At 57.8% G+C, this 15928-nt stretch carries 20 protein-coding genes; 10 read left to right on the top strand and 10 right to left on the bottom strand.

Annotated elements, in window-relative coordinates:
- Positions 1–20 precede the first annotated feature (20 nt).
- On the top strand, positions 21–449 hold the full coding sequence (gene ruvX / locus IE089_RS10805) for a Holliday junction resolvase RuvX (protein ID WP_189477830.1): 429 nt from the start codon (positions 21–23) through the stop codon (positions 447–449).
- Here the strand turns inward: ruvX and IE089_RS10800 are convergent.
- Together IE089_RS10800 and IE089_RS10795 are read right to left on the bottom strand one after the other, a co-directional pair.
- A complete protein-coding gene (locus IE089_RS10800) occupies positions 446–1591 on the bottom strand; it encodes a PilT/PilU family type 4a pilus ATPase (protein ID WP_189477829.1) in 1146 nt (381 codons plus the stop codon). The genes ruvX and IE089_RS10800 overlap by 4 nt on opposite strands.
- 43 nt (positions 1592–1634) lie before the next feature.
- Positions 1635–2669: a type IV pilus twitching motility protein PilT gene (locus IE089_RS10795; RefSeq protein WP_189477828.1), complete on the bottom strand. Its 1035-nt coding sequence runs from the start codon at positions 2667–2669 to the stop codon at positions 1635–1637.
- Positions 2670–2786: 117 nt separating this feature from the next.
- Here IE089_RS10795 and IE089_RS10790 point away from each other — a divergent pair, with 117 nt between their 5' ends.
- The 9 genes from IE089_RS10790 to IE089_RS10750 all read left to right on the top strand — a co-directional run bounded on the left by IE089_RS10790 (position 2787) and on the right by IE089_RS10750 (position 10161).
- Positions 2787–3485 (top strand): YggS family pyridoxal phosphate-dependent enzyme, encoded by a 699-nt coding sequence (locus tag IE089_RS10790; protein WP_308428837.1) that lies wholly within the window; start codon positions 2787–2789, stop codon positions 3483–3485.
- 84 nt (positions 3486–3569) lie between these two features.
- Positions 3570–4391 carry a pyrroline-5-carboxylate reductase gene (gene proC, locus IE089_RS10785; RefSeq protein ID WP_189477826.1) on the top strand — a complete coding sequence of 274 codons (822 nt, stop codon included), beginning with the start codon at positions 3570–3572 and terminating at the stop codon, positions 4389–4391.
- Between the two features lie 32 nt (positions 4392–4423).
- Positions 4424–5011 carry a YggT family protein gene (locus tag IE089_RS10780; RefSeq protein ID WP_189477825.1) on the top strand — a complete coding sequence of 196 codons (588 nt, stop codon included), beginning with the start codon at positions 4424–4426 and terminating at the stop codon, positions 5009–5011.
- An 8-nt stretch (positions 5012–5019) separates the two neighbouring features.
- Positions 5020–6165, top strand: a complete 1146-nt coding sequence (metX, locus tag IE089_RS10775; RefSeq protein WP_189477824.1) for a homoserine O-succinyltransferase MetX — start codon at positions 5020–5022, stop codon at positions 6163–6165.
- Positions 6165–6755 (top strand): methionine biosynthesis protein MetW, encoded by a 591-nt coding sequence (gene metW / locus IE089_RS10770; RefSeq protein WP_189477823.1) that lies wholly within the window; start codon positions 6165–6167, stop codon positions 6753–6755. Before metX ends, metW begins: the two co-directional genes overlap by 1 nt.
- Before the next feature lie 4 nt (positions 6756–6759).
- Positions 6760–7185 (top strand): DUF4426 domain-containing protein, encoded by a 426-nt coding sequence (locus tag IE089_RS10765; protein ID WP_189477822.1) that lies wholly within the window; start codon positions 6760–6762, stop codon positions 7183–7185.
- Positions 7186–7194: 9 nt separating this feature from the next.
- Positions 7195–7782, top strand: a complete 588-nt coding sequence (rdgB, locus tag IE089_RS10760; RefSeq protein WP_189477821.1) for an RdgB/HAM1 family non-canonical purine NTP pyrophosphatase — start codon at positions 7195–7197, stop codon at positions 7780–7782.
- Positions 7783–7784: 2 nt separating this feature from the next.
- Entirely contained in the window at positions 7785–8924 is a 1140-nt protein-coding gene (gene hemW, locus IE089_RS10755) for a radical SAM family heme chaperone HemW (RefSeq protein WP_189477820.1), read from the top strand.
- 40 nt (positions 8925–8964) lie between these two features.
- Positions 8965–10161 carry a hypothetical protein gene (locus IE089_RS10750; protein ID WP_189477819.1) on the top strand — a complete coding sequence of 399 codons (1197 nt, stop codon included), beginning with the start codon at positions 8965–8967 and terminating at the stop codon, positions 10159–10161.
- Positions 10162–10168: 7 nt separating this feature from the next.
- Here IE089_RS10750 and IE089_RS10745 read toward each other — a convergent pair whose 3' ends face one another.
- The 8 genes from IE089_RS10745 to ftsY all read right to left on the bottom strand — a co-directional run bounded on the left by IE089_RS10745 (position 10169) and on the right by ftsY (position 15881).
- Positions 10169–10720 carry an SDR family NAD(P)-dependent oxidoreductase gene (locus tag IE089_RS10745; protein ID WP_268248000.1) on the bottom strand — a complete coding sequence of 184 codons (552 nt, stop codon included), beginning with the start codon at positions 10718–10720 and terminating at the stop codon, positions 10169–10171.
- Between the two features lie 14 nt (positions 10721–10734).
- Positions 10735–10989 carry an SDR family NAD(P)-dependent oxidoreductase gene (locus tag IE089_RS15775; RefSeq protein WP_268247999.1) on the bottom strand — a complete coding sequence of 85 codons (255 nt, stop codon included), beginning with the start codon at positions 10987–10989 and terminating at the stop codon, positions 10735–10737.
- Positions 10990–11015: 26 nt separating this feature from the next.
- Entirely contained in the window at positions 11016–11702 is a 687-nt protein-coding gene (gene trmB, locus IE089_RS10740; protein WP_189477818.1) for a tRNA (guanosine(46)-N7)-methyltransferase TrmB, read from the bottom strand.
- A gap of 10 nt (positions 11703–11712) precedes the next feature.
- Positions 11713–12090, bottom strand: coding sequence for a DUF423 domain-containing protein (locus tag IE089_RS10735; protein ID WP_189477817.1), 378 nt, complete (start codon positions 12088–12090; stop codon positions 11713–11715).
- 50 nt (positions 12091–12140) lie between these two features.
- A complete protein-coding gene (gene rpoH, locus IE089_RS10730; RefSeq protein WP_189477816.1) occupies positions 12141–12998 on the bottom strand; it encodes an RNA polymerase sigma factor RpoH in 858 nt (285 codons plus the stop codon).
- Positions 12999–13126: 128 nt separating this feature from the next.
- Positions 13127–14101, bottom strand: a complete 975-nt coding sequence (gene ftsX / locus IE089_RS10725; RefSeq protein WP_189477815.1) for a permease-like cell division protein FtsX — start codon at positions 14099–14101, stop codon at positions 13127–13129.
- Positions 14101–14766, bottom strand: coding sequence for a cell division ATP-binding protein FtsE (gene ftsE, locus IE089_RS10720; RefSeq protein WP_189477814.1), 666 nt, complete (start codon positions 14764–14766; stop codon positions 14101–14103). Before ftsE ends, ftsX begins: the two co-directional genes overlap by 1 nt.
- The gene (gene ftsY / locus IE089_RS10715; protein ID WP_189477813.1) at positions 14766–15881 is read right to left on the bottom strand and encodes a signal recognition particle-docking protein FtsY; all 1116 of its coding nucleotides are present in this window, start codon (positions 15879–15881) and stop codon (positions 14766–14768) included. The genes ftsE and ftsY overlap by 1 nt, the downstream gene beginning before the upstream one ends.
- Between the last annotated feature and the right edge of the window lie 47 nt (positions 15882–15928).

The raw sequence follows: 15928 nt of genomic DNA, 5'->3' as shown, positions 1-15928 counted from the left end.
CACAACACGCGACTCACCGTTTGCCCGATACCCCCAAAACCATTCTTGCTTTCGACTTTGGTCTTCGACAGATCGGCGTTGCCGTGGGCAATATTGTGCTCGGCACCTCCCAACCATTGCCCATTCTGTTAGCCAAAGACGGGCAACCGCAATGGGAGCAAGTGGCCGCGATACTGGAGGAATGGCAGCCCGATACTGTGCTAGTGGGTGATCCGCTGAATATGGATGGGACCGTGAGTGAACTGTCGCAGCGTGCGAGAAAATTCGGCAACCGGGTGTCCGGACGTTTTGGGCTACCGGTATCAATGGTTGATGAGCGCCTGAGTAGCTTCGAGGCCAAGCAACAACTGCAGGAGCATGGTCACGCTGGTAACTACAAAGATCAACCGGCGGACAGTGTCGCCGCCGAGCTTATTCTGCAAACCTGGTTGAGCGAGCGAGGCGCTTAGCGACGCAGGTACTGCCCGGTAGACTGACTGTCCTCGTCCATGGAGAGGCCCGCGCCCGAGTCGCCGAACGAGGTCTTTTCTTTCTCGAACATCTTCAAAGCCAGACGTACATCGTTGGCAGAGTCCGCGTGGCGCACGGCTTCCTCGTGGGTGATCAGCCCTTTCTTGTAAGAATCGATCAAAGACTGATCCAGGGTCTGCATACCCAGCTCACCCGACTTGGCCATCAAGTCCTTGATCAGGTGCACCTCACCCTTGCGGATGTAATCAGCCACCAGCGGCGAGTTCAGCATTACCTCAACCACAGGCACCCTGCCATTGCCGTCCTTCTTGGGTATCAGCTGCTGGGCCACCATCGCCTTAAGGTTCAGCGACAAGTCCATCCAAACCTGCCGGTGTAACTCGGCCGGGAAGAAACTCTGGATACGTTCCAACGCCTGGTTGGCGTTGTTGGCGTGCAGGGTACAGAGGCAGAGGTGGCCGGTTTCGGCGAAGGTCACCGCTTGCTGCATGGTTTGGGCTGTACGCACCTCACCAATCAGAATCACGTCGGGGGCTTGTCGCAGTGTGTTCTTCAGTGCCACATCAAACGACTCGGTATCAACACCCACTTCGCGCTGGGTAATGATGCAGCCTGCGTGCTCATGCAGGAATTCGATGGGATCTTCGATACTGATGATGTGGCCACGGCTGTTGCGATTCCGGTAGCCCACCATGGATGCCAGCGAGGTGGATTTACCCGTGCCGGTAGCGCCCACAAAGATGATCAGGCCGCGCTTGGTCATCGACAGCTCTTTAATAATGGGCGGTAGGCCAAGGGATTCGATACTGGGAATGTCGGTGTTAATACGACGAACTACCAATCCCGCCTTGCCGCGCTGCACAAAGGCACTGGCACGGAAACGCCCCAAACCTTTGCGTGACAGGGCGTAGTTACTCTCATTATGGGTATGGAATTCTTCTTTTTGCCTGTCGTTCATCGACGACAGCACCAGCGCCTCTGCCTGATCAGGCGTTAGCACCTGATCGCTGATGGGAATGATCTCGCCATCGACTTTGATAGCGGGCGCGGCACCGGCCGCGATAAAGCCATCCGATGCCCCTTCCTTGACCACGCGAGCTAACAGTTCATCCAGCTGCATGACTTACCTCCCTGTGGCTGCCCCCGTTCTGGACGCTGCCTGTCTAGAAATTTTCCGGCATACGCGCTTTCTCACGCGCCACTTCCCGCGTGATGATGCGCTTATCGACCAGGTCCTGCAGGCACTGGTCCATCGTCTGCATGCCGATAGCCTGTCCGGTCTGGATGGCCGAATACATCTGCGCCACTTTGTCTTCCCGGATCAGGTTACGAATTGCTGGAGTACCGCGCATGATCTCGTGTGCGGCAACCCGGCCGCCGGTAGCGCGCTTCATCAGTGTTTGTGAGACCACCGCCTGTAGCGATTCCGACAACATGGAACGCACCATGGCCTTCTCTGCGGCGGGGAACACGTCCACCACCCGGTCAATGGTCTTGGCGGCAGAGGTAGTGTGCAGCGTGCCAAACACTAGGTGGCCTGTTTCTGCAGCGGTAAGCGCCAGGCGGATGGTTTCTAGGTCGCGCATCTCGCCCACCAGGATGATGTCCGGGTCTTCCCGCAGCGCAGAGCGCAAGGCTTCTGCAAAGCCCAGAGTATCTCGGTGAACCTCGCGCTGGTTGACCAGACACTTCTTACTCTCGTGCACGAATTCGATAGGGTCCTCGATAGTGAGGATGTGTTCGTATTTGTTGTCGTTGATGAAGTCCATCATGGCCGCCAGCGTGGTGGACTTACCCGAGCCCGTGGGCCCAGTCACCAGCACCAGGCCGCGTGGCATCAGCGAGATATCCCGGAAAACCTGACCCATACCCAGGTCGTCCATGGTCAACACCTTGGAGGGAATGGTCCGGAAAACACCGCCCGCGCCGCGGTTATGGTTAAAGGCATTAACCCGGAAGCGGGCCACACCAGGCACCTCGAAGGAGAAGTCAGTCTCAAGGAACTCTTCGTAGTCCTTGCGCTGCTTGTCATTCATGATGTCGTAGATGAGTTCGTGAACCTGCTTGTGCTCCATGGGCGGCAGGTTGATGCGACGGATGTCACCATCAACACGAATCATGGGCGGCAGCCCGGCAGAGAGGTGCAAATCGGAGGCGCCCTGCTTGGCGCTAAACGCGAGAAGCTCCGTGATATCCATGTGTTCCCCTTCCCTTTAACGCGCCGCCTTTGGCTGTGCGTCGCCTGCGCTCCATGCGCAGATATCGATATTATTTTGGCGCCCTGAGTCGCCTTGTCGCTGAAAAATTCAGCTAATATGCGCCTCATGAATACGCAGCAACTGTCTGACAATATAGCAAAAGTTCGCTTACGGGTAAGAGAAAGTGCGGAAAAATGCCAACGTCTTCCAGAGACGATTTCCGTGCTTGCAGTGAGCAAAACCCGCAGTGCAGATGCTGTGGCCGCAGCGCTGGATTGCGGGATGCGTCGCTTCGGGGAAAATTACCTGCAGGAGGCCCTCGAAAAGATCGAGCAACTGGCAGGCCGCGGTATCGAGTGGCACTTTATCGGCCCCATCCAATCGAACAAGACGCGCTCCATCGCAACGCACTTCGACTGGGCTCACAGTGTGGATCGCGAGAAGATTGCCCGACGACTGAGTGAGCAACGCCCCGATGAGCTGCCACCGCTGCAAATTTGCTTGCAGGTCAACATCTCCGGCGAGGTCAGCAAGTCAGGCGTGCTGCCAGAGGAAGTACCGGCGCTGGCCAACGCGATCGCGGACTTACCCGGGGTAAAGTTGCGCGGTTTAATGGCAATTCCTGCGGCAACGGATGACATTGCCGAGCAACACGCGGCCTTTAAAAAACTGCGCGAAGTCTTCGACGAGCTCAACGCTAACGGGGCGGGCCTGGACACCCTGTCCATGGGCATGTCCGGCGATATGGAAGCCGCTATCGCCGAGGGCGCCACCATCGTGCGCATCGGTACCGACATTTTTGGGCCTCGTCAGTAGTCATCAATGCGCGTAGCACAGCAACAGGTCTCAGGGTGCGGTGTATACTGGCGCGCCTGAATCCCGCACAACAGTCACGGACTTATGGCACAGGTAACCATCGCATTCATCGGGGCCGGCAATATGGCCCGCAGTATTATCGGCGGCCTGCTAAAAAGCGGCCATGCCGCGGAGAGCTTGCGCGCTTCCGACCCCTTCCCTGCGTCATTGGAGACACTGCGCGAGATGGGGCTTAACCACGTATTCACCGACAATGCCGAGGCGGCGCAAGGTGCAGACGTGGTTGTATTGGCCGTTAAACCCCAGGTTATGGCGGAAGCGGCCGTCAACGTTGCGGAGGAAGTAACACAGGCAAAAGCTGTGGTGGTCTCCATTGCAGCTGGCATCACATTGGAAAGTCTGCAGCAGCGCCTCGGTGCAGATACGGCGGTCGTCAGGTGCATGCCCAACACCCCGGCACTGCTTAGCTGCGGCGCCAGCGCCCTGTTTGCCAATGCTCACGCATCGGAGGCACAACGCCAGCATGCGCAGTCACTGCTTGAGGCAGTGGGTCTGTGCCGGTGGGTAGACTCTGAGTCTGCACTGGATGCGATCACGGCCTTGTCAGGCAGTGGCCCGGCTTATTTTTTCCTCATGATGGAAGCCATGCAGGACGCGGGCGTCGCACTTGGCCTTGATGAAGTAACCGCGAGAGATATGGCCTTGCAGACTGCGCTCGGCGCCGCGCGCATGGCCACAGAAAGCGATGCCGATGTTGTTGAGCTACGGCGGCGAGTTACCAGCCCCGCGGGAACGACTGAGGCCGCTATCAAGAGCTTTGAAGCAGACGGTTTGCACGAACTGGTTTCTCGCGCTATGCGGGCCGCTTATGATCGGTCTGAAGAAATGGCCAGGGAACTCGGTTAGCCACCGGGCAAACCACACGGGAGAGATAGCACGTGGGTGCATTGAATGAAATCGTCGGGTATCTGGTACAAACCTTCCTGAGTTTGTACCTGATCGCCATGTTGTTGCGCTTCATACTGCAGGTTGTGCGCGCCGACTTTTACAATCCGATTTGCCAGTTCCTGGTGAAGGTGACTAACCCCGTGCTGGTGCCACTGCGGCGCATCATTCCCGGTGTGGGGGGCATAGATGTCTCATCCCTGCTATTGGCGCTGGTGCTGCAAGCTCTGGGTATTCAGGCCATCCTGGCGCTGAACGGCTTGGATTTCCCCGGCATCGTGCCCATCATTCTCTGGTCGATACTCGGCGTTGTAGGCCTGCTGGTGAATATATACTTCTTCGCCCTGCTGGCCATGATCATTCTCAGTTGGGTAGCGCCAGCCAGCCAGAACCCCGCTATCCATCTACTGTTCCAAATCACCGAGCCGGTGATGGAGCCCTTCCGCAAACTGCTGCCCTCAGCAGGCGGCTTGGATTTCTCGCCGATCCTGGTATTCATTCTGATCAACGTGATTCAGATCGTGCTCAGGCATATGGCGACAGCCGTTGGCCTGCATCCGGCACTGGTGATCGGTCTCTAGCTGCGACCATGCCCTTCGACAGCGTCAACACCGTCGGCCTCGTGCACCCGGAAGTCGCTCAGTTTGATGAGCCGCTACAGCTGGCCTGTGGGCGCACGCTTTCATCCTATGAACTGGTGTATGAAACCTACGGCACGCTGAATGACGATCGCAGCAATGCGGTATTGATCTGTCACGCGCTCTCGGGGCATCACCACGCTGCGGGCTATCACAGTGAAGACGATCGAAAGCCCGGTTGGTGGGAACAGTGCATTGGCCCGGGTAAGCCCATCGATACGAACCGCTTCTTTGTTGTCAGCCTCAACAATCTGGGCGGATGCAACGGCTCCACAGGCCCCACCAGCATCAACCCTGAAACCGGCAAGGTATGGGGCCCGGATTTTCCGCCGGTACGCGTGCGGGACTGGGTCAATAGTCAGGCGCGCCTCGCCGACCGCCTGGGCATTGATTGCTGGGCGGCCATTGTCGGCGGTAGCCTCGGTGGCATGCAGGCTATGCGCTGGGCGCTGGAGTATCCGGACAGGCTGAGGCACTGCGTAGTGATCGCGTCAGCGCTGCGACTGAGCGCGCAGAACATTGCCTTCAATGAAGTTGCGCGACAGGCGATTGAGTCAGACCCCGCCTTCGCTGACGGGCACTATCAGGAAAATAACGAAGTACCCACGCGAGGGCTTGGGCTGGCACGCATGGTTGGGCACATTACCTATCTTTCGGATGATGCCATGGCCAGCAAGTTTGGCCGTGACCTGCGCTCTGGCACCTTGGAGCTGGGCGATGAAGATCAAGTGGAGTTCCAGGTTCAAAGCTATCTGCGGTATCAGGGCAACCAGTTCTCAGGCAACTTCGACGCCAATACCTACATGCTGATGACACGGGCGCTGGATTATTTTGATCTGGCCAGGGAATACGACGACGACGCAGTAAAAGCCTTCCGCAAAGCCAACTGTAGTTTTCTGGTGGTGTCGTTTACGACTGACTGGCGTTTTTCACCGGCTCGATCTCGCGAGATTGTCGACGCCTTGATTGCGGCGGACAAACCGGTGACCTACACCAACATCGACGCCGACGAGGGCCACGACGCATTCCTGTTGCCGATTCCGCGCTACATCGATGTCTTTAGTGCGTACATGCAGCGCGTGGCGGAGGGTAACTGATGCGCCAGGACCTTACGCACATACAGCGCTGGATTGAACCGGGTTCGCGCGTTCTGGACCTGGGTTGTGGTGACGGTGAATTCCTGTCCCTGCTCAGGGAGCAACGCCAGATCGTCGGCACGGGCCTGGAAATCGATGCCGCCAACATCACTGCGGCTGTGGGTCGCGGCTTGAACATCATCGAACAAAACATGGATGCCGGACTAGAGAACTTCCCCGACCAGAGTTTTGACACGGTGGTGATGGCCCACGCACTGCAGGCGGTGCATTACCCAGACAAGATCCTGGACGAGATGCTGCGCATCGGCCGCCAGTGCATTGTGACCTTTCCCAATTTTGGCCATTGGCGCTGCCGCTGGCACCTATGGCAGCAGGGGCGTATGCCCGTGTCCGAGTTTATGCCCTACTCCTGGTACAACACGCCCAATATCCACTTTTGCACAGTGAACGACTTTGAAGCTTTGTGCGAAGAAAAGGGTATACAGATCATCGCCCGCGACTTCGTGGGCAACACGTCACGGGAACCCTTGTTGGCCAGCGCCTGGCCCAACCTGTTTGCCCTGACCGCCATCTACCACATTACCCGGTAACGCCATGCGAGCCCTGTTACTCATTACCCTTTCTATTTTGTGCGTTACAGCGCAGGCACAGCAGTCCGAACGCTTCGGCCCGTATGAGCTTCACTACTCGGTGGTGAACTCAACCTTCGTAGACCCTAAGGTGGCAGCGCAGTACGGCATCACCCGTGGCAAACAGCGTGCTTTTCTTAACCTGGCGGTGCGTGAGCATGTCGGTGACATCACCGAACCTCGTGCCATGAAGATAGAGGGGCGCACCTGGGACCTGATTCAGAACCAGTTTCTGGACTTTATGGAAGTGCGCGAAGGCGAAGCGATTTACTACATCGGTGAATTCAAGTTCATCAATGAAGAATGGCGCTTTTTCGAATTCGACTTTGCTCCCGAAGGTTCGGAGCGCAGTTATAGCTTCAAGTTCCAGCACCAGCTGTACGAAAACTAGGGCCACACGATGATCACCGATGTCGTTCTAGCCAGTGGCAACGCCGGTAAGTTGCGCGAGCTGCACCCGATACTCGAGCCGCTGGGGGTTAACCTGCGCCCGCAAAGTGAGTTCGACATGTACGATGTCGACGAAACCGGGTTGAGCTTCGTTGAAAACGCCATACTGAAGGCGCGGGAGACTTCAGCCCATACCGGCTTGCCCGCTATCGCCGATGATTCTGGCCTTGAAGTCGATTTCCTGAAAGGCGGTCCAGGTATCTATTCGGCGCGGTATTCCGGTGAGGGTGATGAAGGCAATAACGCCAAATTGCTGCGGGAATTAAGCGGCGTAGAACCGGCGCAGCGAACTGCGCGTTATCAGTGTGTGCTCGTGTATATGCGCCACCCTGAGGATCCTGTGCCGATCATCTGTCAGGGGGCCTGGGAGGGGCGCATTCTCGAGTCATCTCGGGGCAACGGCGGCTTTGGTTACGACCCGCTTTTCTACGTGCCCACTCACGACTGCAGCGCTGCAGAGCTCGATAAGTCCGTAAAAAATCGCGTCAGCCATCGCGCCATCGCCAGCGCCAAACTGCTGGACGCCCTCAAGGGCTAACCGTGGACTCACTTCCGCTGGGCCTCTACGTGCACCTGCCCTGGTGCGAACGCAAATGCCCTTACTGCGATTTTAATTCTCATGAAACAGCACAAATCCCTGAGCAGGGCTACATCAGCCAGTTGCTAAAAGACCTTGAGCGGGAGGCTGCAGCGCTGGGCGATCGCGAGGTCAGCACCCTCTTTATTGGCGGTGGCACACCCAGCCTGTTTTCAGGCGAAGCTATCACTGCCTTGATGGGCGGCATCGCTGCACGTCTACCCCTGGCCGCGACTCTGGAGGCCACCATGGAGGCCAACCCCGGCAGCGCCGAGGCAGACAAATTTGCGGCCTTTCACGCGGCCGGCGTTAACCGGCTCTCTATCGGGGTGCAGAGTTTTCAAGATGCACAGCTGCAGGCGCTGGGGCGAGTGCATGATTCTGATAGCGCCCACCGCGCTATCGATGCGGCCAAAGCTGCCGGCTTCACGCGATTCAACATCGATCTGATGCACGGCCTGCCTGAACAGAACGACAATCAGGCGAAACAGGATTTGCACACGGCAATGGAACTGGGCGCGCCGCATATCTCCTGGTATCAGCTGACGCTGGAGCCCAACACGGTGTTTTACACATCACCCCCAGCCCTGCCGGACGAAAACCTGCTCGCTGATATTCAGGATGTGGGCGAGGCATTGCTGGCGGAAGGTGGTTATCAGCAGTATGAAGTCTCAGCCTATGGACGCGTCGGCGACCGGTGCAAGCACAACATCAACTACTGGTCTTTCGGTGATTACATCGGCATTGGCGCGGGCGCCCACGGCAAGCTCACGAGTCACGATGGCGGCGTTCGGCGCTACAGCAAAACCCGCAAACCCGATGACTACCTCAGCGATAGCGGCTTCAAGCGCGTGGGCGAAAAAGTGCTGAACGCAGCAGAGCTGCCGGGTGAGTTCATGATGAACGCGCTGCGACTCAACACGGGTTTCGAGATCGCTGACTTCACCGCTCGCACCGGGCTGGAATGGTCCGCTGTTGCAGAGACCGTCGAACAGCAGATAGCGCGCGGCTTGCTGGAGCAGTCTGGAAACACCATTCGGGCCTCGGCAGTGGGACGCCGCTTCCTTGATACACTAATTGCCGAGTTTTTAGTCGAGCCCTAAGTCTCGTATTGTAGAGTCAATAACCAGGGAGTGGTTTTCAATGTCGCGAGTTCAGCGCCGCACGGTTAGGTTCGTATCAACCATTGTTGCTCTGCTGATGTGCAGCACGGCCATCGCTCAGCAGCCCGACCGCTATTACGTCGAGCCTCCCGAGTCAGTAGAAGATCTGCCACTGTGCAACCCCGACAGCACCCAGAGAGCTCAGGATATTGAGCGATTGGTCGCCTCGGGTACCGAGAAGGACTACGCGATAGCGGCGATACTATCGAAAACGGATTTTCTATCGCGCCCTTACTACCTGATGCGCCAACATGTGCCTGACTACCCCTGCATACATGGCGCACCTCTTGATCAATCAACGGCAGAGATACTGACGCAATTTAGGACAGCGCACCCCAAATCCCTAACCGCGTGGTCTTTAATCAACGCTTACTGCGAAGCGCCCATTTCTCAGTATCAGCACTGCGTGGAATCACAGGCGAAAGCACGACGCGACTATCCAGAGATGACCGCGCAGACCGAGCAGATGGGACCGGTTCCAAGTGCCTGCACACTGGAGTCCAACCCAGCGGCAAGGGACAAACTTTGCAACGGTAGCGAGGCAGAGTCATGGCAGCGTCTAGACCATGACAATCTTTTACCCATTGTTCGACTAATGGATGACGCGATCGAGGACGAAGCTGATGAGCGGCTGAAGGAGTATTTGTTAGTGGCCGCCAGCGCGCCTTTGGCAAGCACGCGTCAGATTCACCTGCCCTATGCGGTTTTCTCGAGTGGTCTGTGGCCATTCACGTCTGAGACTGAGAAACGCGCACAGACGGATGACCCGATTTGGATATCGAACAGGGATGTCTTGTGGCTGGCAAGCCCGCCCACATCCTGGAATGGCTTATTTATCGCCTGCGCAGAATATCCACTGCAGAGCCCCGAATATCGAGACGCCTGCTTGTCCATCGCTCAGACGCTACGCGAATCAAGGGATTATCTAGTACTCAATACCACGGGTAGCGCGTTGGAACGAATAGTCTTTGAGCTTGAGGACAACGAAGAGGTGCAGGCATTGAAGGAAGCGAAGGAAGCGAAGGAAGATCTGTTAGAGCTCAGTCGCTGTGCGCAAGTAGATTCCATTGAAACACTGGCAGATGTTGCAGACTGGTATGGAGAAGTTGCAGCGGTAGGCGAACTGCGCGCCATTAGCGCTCGGTGCGAAGCCAACCGTGCACGCGAAGCCAAGTGATCGCGAACTAGCGCTGAACTCGGTGCCCTAACTCACCCAGGAGCGCATAGACGGCATCAACCACAGCCTTCGTCTTTCCGGGGTCGGCGGCATCGGCGTGGGGCGGCGCAAACGTCTTCGCATCATTGTCGTAATAGCGTCCACCGGCATTGGCGAACTCCTCGCTGAAGCCCGCGCGGCAGAGAATATCCACCCCGATGCAAATATCGCTGCCCGCCACACCAAAACCTTCCGTCACCATTTTGCTGGCCAGCAGCGAACCTGGGTTCACCGCCACCATCATCTGGCCGGACGCCGTCAGCGACTCGTCCATGCACTGGGACCACATCGTCAGGGCAAGCTTGCTCTGTGCGTAGGCGTCGAACTCGCTGAGCGACTGTTCACCGCTTAGCGCAGCGAGCGACACCGGCGCCTGCGCTGCTGAAGAGAGGTTCACAATGCGCGCATCAACGGACATTGCCGGCAGTAGCCGATGCGTTAGGAGAACGGGCGCCAAGGTGTTAACAACAAACCGCACATCCAGCCCATTGGCAGCAATAGGTGATGGCGTTTTAAACACCCCCGCGTTGTTGATCAGAACCCGCGGGGCGCTGCCGCTGTCCAGTACAGTACAGTCTCAGCAAGGCTGGCTACTTGTTCCAGGTCGGAGAGGTCGGCCGCAAAGGCGGTCACTGTCGACCCTTTAGAAACACCTTTTACGTCCGCCAGCGCGGCATCCAGTTTGTCAGGATTGCGACCGTGGAGGGCAACATCCACCCCCTGACCTACCAGCTGCTTCGCTGTGGCGAGGCCAATACCGTCGGTGGATCCGGTAATTAAAACGCTCAAGGGTCACTCCCGCAGCGAGGCTGCTATCAAGTGCGTGTAAAGAGCAGATCCCAAACGCCATGTCCCAGGCGCTCACCCCTGCGTTCAAACTTTGTCAGTGGGCGGGACTCGGGCCGGGGCGCATAGTGGCCCGCGCCCGCCGTATTCTCAAAGCCGGGTGCATCGCTGAGCACTTCCATCATCTGCTCGGCATAGTTTTCCCAGTCCGTGGCCAGGTGGAGCACCCCGCCCACTCGCAGACGGGATCTCAGCAACTCAACAAATGCCGGCTGAATGAGGCGTCGCTTGTGGTGGCGTTTCTTGTGCCAGGGGTCGGGGAAGAAGATCTGCACGCAATCCAGCGAGTCCGAGGCGATGCAGTGCTCTAGCACCTCCACCGCATCGTGGCAGTACACGCGGATATTGCTCACGCCCTGCTCTTCCATCCCGTGCAGCAGCTTACCCACGCCCGGGCGATGTACTTCGATACCGATGAAGTTCGCTTCGCTGTCCGCCGCTGCCATTTCGACCAGCGACTGGCCCATGCCAAAACCGATCTCCAGCACTCGCCGACCCGACCGGCCAAAGGCTTCATCTATATTCAAACGCTTGCCATCGTAGTCGAGCCCGAACTGCGTCCAGCCTTCGTCATAGCCACGCTGCTGGGCCGGCGTCATGCGTCCGGCGCGCAGCACAAAGCTCCGTATGGGACGGTGTTTCTCAGATTCACTCACAGATTGATGCTCAGGACAGGTGTTTCCATGCCGCAGCCATTAAGCAGGCCCAGCCAGCAATAAAGGCGAGACCGCCCAACGGCGTCACTGCACCCAGCCATTTAATGCCAGTGAGGCTAAGGATATAGAGACTGCCGGAGAAGATGACGGTGCCGGTCACAAACAACCAGCCACTGCTGCGCAACAAGCTGGCGTCGGGCAACTGAACCAGCAATATACCCACCGCCAGCAGTGCCAGGGCATGGTAGAACTGGTATTGCACGGCGGTCTCAAAAACCCCGAGGGCGTAGGCGTCGAGCTTGCCCTTGAGTGCGTGTGCACCAAAGGCGCCAAACACAACGGCCAGCAATCCACTGGCAGCGGCTAGGGAAACAAAGAGTTTAGACATGGGGGAATTGTAGCGCGGCCCGGTGCCCTTGTGGGGCCCGGGCCAAAGAATCAGGCAGCGATGGCCACCTTCAGCTTTTTCATGGCGTTTTGCTCAAGCTGCCGAATGCGCTCGGCAGAAACACCGTACTTGTCTGCCAGCTCATGCAAGGTGGCTTTATTCTCAGCCAACCAGCGCTGGGCAAGGATGTCGCGGCTGCGCTCATCGAGGTCATTCAGTGCGCCGTACAAGGCCTGCTCACTGTTTTCCTGCCACTCACTGCTGGCCACCGCCTCAGCGGGGTCACTGCGTTGATCTTCCAGATAGTACTGGGGCGCCTGCCAGCTTTGCTCGTCATCATCGCTATCAGTGGGTGCATCAAAAGCCACATCCCGACTGCTGAGACGGCCTTCCATACGCTGCACTTCAGCGACATCAACGCCCAGATCATTGGCCACGGCCTGAGCTTCGTCCGCAGAGAACCACGCCAGACTCTTCTTGGCTTTACGCAGGTTGAAGAACAGCTTGCGCTGGGCCTTGGTGGTCGCAACCTTCACGATGCGCCAGTTGCGCAGAATAAACTCGTGAATTTCTGCCTTAATCCAGTGCACGGCAAATGACACCAGGCGCACACCCTTTTCGGGGTTAAAGCGCTTCACGGCCTTCATCAGGCCCACGTTGCCCTCTTGGACCAGGTCGGCTTCTGCCAAGCCATAGCCAGAGTAGCTGCGAGCAATGTGCACAACAAAGCGCAGGTGAGACATCACTAGCTCACGGGCAGCTTCAACGTCGTCCTGATAATAAAGCTGCTCGGCCAGATCCCGCTCACGCTCAACGCTGAGCACAGGGATGCTGCTGACCGCCTGCACATAGGCGCTCAGGTTGGCGCCGGGCGCCATCTGGTTAACGGGCTGCAAAGTCAGGTTCATTGCGGTGTTTTCTCCTTTCATAGGATCAATATTAGCACTCGATCTATTAGAGTGCTAATTCTACGAAAGTTCCCTGCGATTTGGCTCAGATTAAGAAAATATTTTAATATTTCAGATGGTTATAAGCGCTAGCGCGGCTCAATATCACCCAAATGGCGGGATACGGCCAGCCAGGCACCAGCCAATCCTAGCAAACCACCGAAAAAGACCAGGTTCAGGCTGTTCATCAGCCCAAGCCCGCCCAGCTGAAAATCACTACCGTAGGAGCTGGCCAGAGCCTGCACGGGCCCATCGACAAACCACAGGGCAATGGCAACGAGCAAGGCCGCGATCACACCCCCGCCCACACCAAACCAGAGGCCCGTATAGAGGAACGGGCGCCTAACGAAGCCATTACTGGCACCAATCAACTTGGTGATAACGATTTCATCACGCCGGTTCTCAATGGCAAGACGAATGGTGTTGCCGAGAATGAGCACTACGCCCAACAACAGCAGGGCACCCAGGGCCTGCACCAACCGACGGCTGAGTTCCATCAACCGGTTGAGTCGCTGCAACCACGCCATGTCCAGCACCGCCTGGGCCACCTGAGCATCGGCCTGGACCTGCGCCTGCAACACAGCGATATCGTCCGCATCCGTAGACGCGGGTTCGACCAGAATCACATGAGGAAGGGGGTTGTCGTCGAGACTGTCCAGCACGTCAGAAAAACCCGACAGCTGACTGAACTCAGTCAGGGCATCGTCACGTGAAAGAAAAACAACGTCAGCAATATCGTCACGCTCGGCCAGCGCATCAGCGTATGCTGCGGCATCGCCGGCGGTGGTTTTATCAGCCATAAACAGCGAGAGCCGCGCAGTACTATCCAACCGGCTACTGACCTCACGCGCGTTGTCCAGTGCCACACTCAGGCCCACAGGCAGCGCAAGGGCAATACCCACCACCAGCCAGGTCATCAAACTGGATAAAGGGTTGTCGATTACCCGGGACAGGCTGTCTGCCGCAGACAGTCGGTGGTGCTGCAGCCAGCTCTTGTACCGATCCGAGAAACTGGTCGTACTCTGAACCGCACCTTCACGGCGGTTATTAGCCCGGCTAGACATCAGTGGCCCTCGCCTCCCACCAATTGGCCTTCGCGCAGGGTCAGTATGCGGTGATGCAGGCGCGAAATAAGTGCAAGGTCGTGGCTAGCAATCAGTACCGTGACGCCCACCTGGTTAAAGGCTTCGAACAAGGCCATGATTTCAGCAGATAGCGCCGGATCCAGGTTACCGGTGGGCTCGTCTGCCAGCAGAATTTTGGGCCGTCCCACAACCGCGCGGGCAATACCCACCCGCTGCTGCTCACCCCCGCTGAGGGTAATGGGCATGGCGCGCTCTTTGGACAGCAGACCGACTTTGTCCAGCGATGCGCGAACCCGGCGCCCGACTTCGCGGTGATCATAGCCCGCTATCAGGAGCGGCAACGCCACGTTGTCGAACACAGGCCTGTCGAACAAAAGCTGGTGATTTTGAAAAACAACGCCGATATTGCGCCGATGTGCCGGAATTCGTGCGCGGCCAACACGGGATAGATCCACCCCATCAACACTGACTCGCCCGCGAGTGGGCCGCTCCATCAACATGATGAGCCGCATCAGCGTACTTTTTCCCGCGCCCGAATGACCCGTCAGAAAGACCATATCGTCCTTCTCGATGGTCACGCTCACTTCGCGCAGGGCATCGTGACCCTCGGCGTAGCGTTTACTGACGCGTTCGAATTCGATCATTAAGCGACGTCGCTACGATCAAAAAGGGCACGGATAAATTCTTCGGCGACAAAAGGCCGGAGGTCTTCTGCCGACTCCCCCACACCGATGTAGCGAATTGGCAGACCGAGTTTGCGGGCTATGGCAAAGATCACCCCACCCTTGGCGGTGCCATCAAGCTTGGTCAGTGCCAGGCCGGTAACACCCACAGCGTCCTGAAAATGGCTGGCCTGGGCCAAGGCGTTTTGCCCGGTGCCCGCATCCAGAACCAGCATTACCTCGTGAGGTGCCCCCCCATCCAGTTTGCCCATGACGCGAACAACCTTTTTCAGCTCTTCCATGAGGTTGTCTTTATTGTGCAGGCGCCCGGCTGTATCAGCGATTAAGACATCCACATTGCGCGCTTGTGCCGCCTGCAGGGCATCAAAGATGACCGAGGCGCTGTCGGCGCCGGTGTGCTGAGCCACGACAGGAACATCGTTTCGCTCGCCCCACACCTGCAATTGCTCTACCGCAGCCGCACGGAAAGTGTCACCCGCGGCCAACATGACGCTCTTGCCCTGCGCCTGATAGCGCCGCGCAAGCTTGCCGATGGTGGTGGTCTTGCCAACACCGTTCACGCCAACCATGAGTATCACAAAGGGCCCGCCTGCTTCTGGCACCAGAGCCTGCTCTGCAGGCTTAAGCAGCGCTAACAGCTCTTCCTGCAGCGCCTGCTGCAAGGCCTCCGGACTGGTCAGCTCCCTGCGGGACACCCGTTGGGTAAGCCGACCAATGATCTCCATAGTGGCCTCAACGCCCACATCTGCCATTAACAGGCGGGACTCCAACTCCTCCAGCAGATCCTCGTCGATCTCTTTGCGCCCAAGAAACAGGGTGCCCAGTCCCGCCACCAGATTGTCGCTGGTGCGGCCCAAGCCCTTGCGCAGTCTTGAGAAGAATCCCTTACCGTCTTTTTCCGGCTCAGCTGGCGCTGTGGGCGTCGGCGTCTCGTTTGGCGCTGTGGCTGACGTCGGCTGCTGCTCGGGCTCAGTGTTGTGCGTTACCTCAAGCGACTGCTCCGCAGAGGGCGCAGCTACGCTGGCCGGCACCTGTTCATCGGTTACTTCGGGTTTGTTGCGTTTGAAAAACTTCATGTCTGCCGTGCTAGAGTTCGCGGGCGGACGCCCACTGAAAGGGCGTA

It is taken from the genome of Parahalioglobus pacificus (assembly GCF_014652275.1).
GTDB classification, from domain to species: domain Bacteria; phylum Pseudomonadota; class Gammaproteobacteria; order Pseudomonadales; family Halieaceae; genus Parahalioglobus; species Parahalioglobus pacificus.
This window is presented reverse-complemented; position numbering and strand designations above follow the sequence as displayed.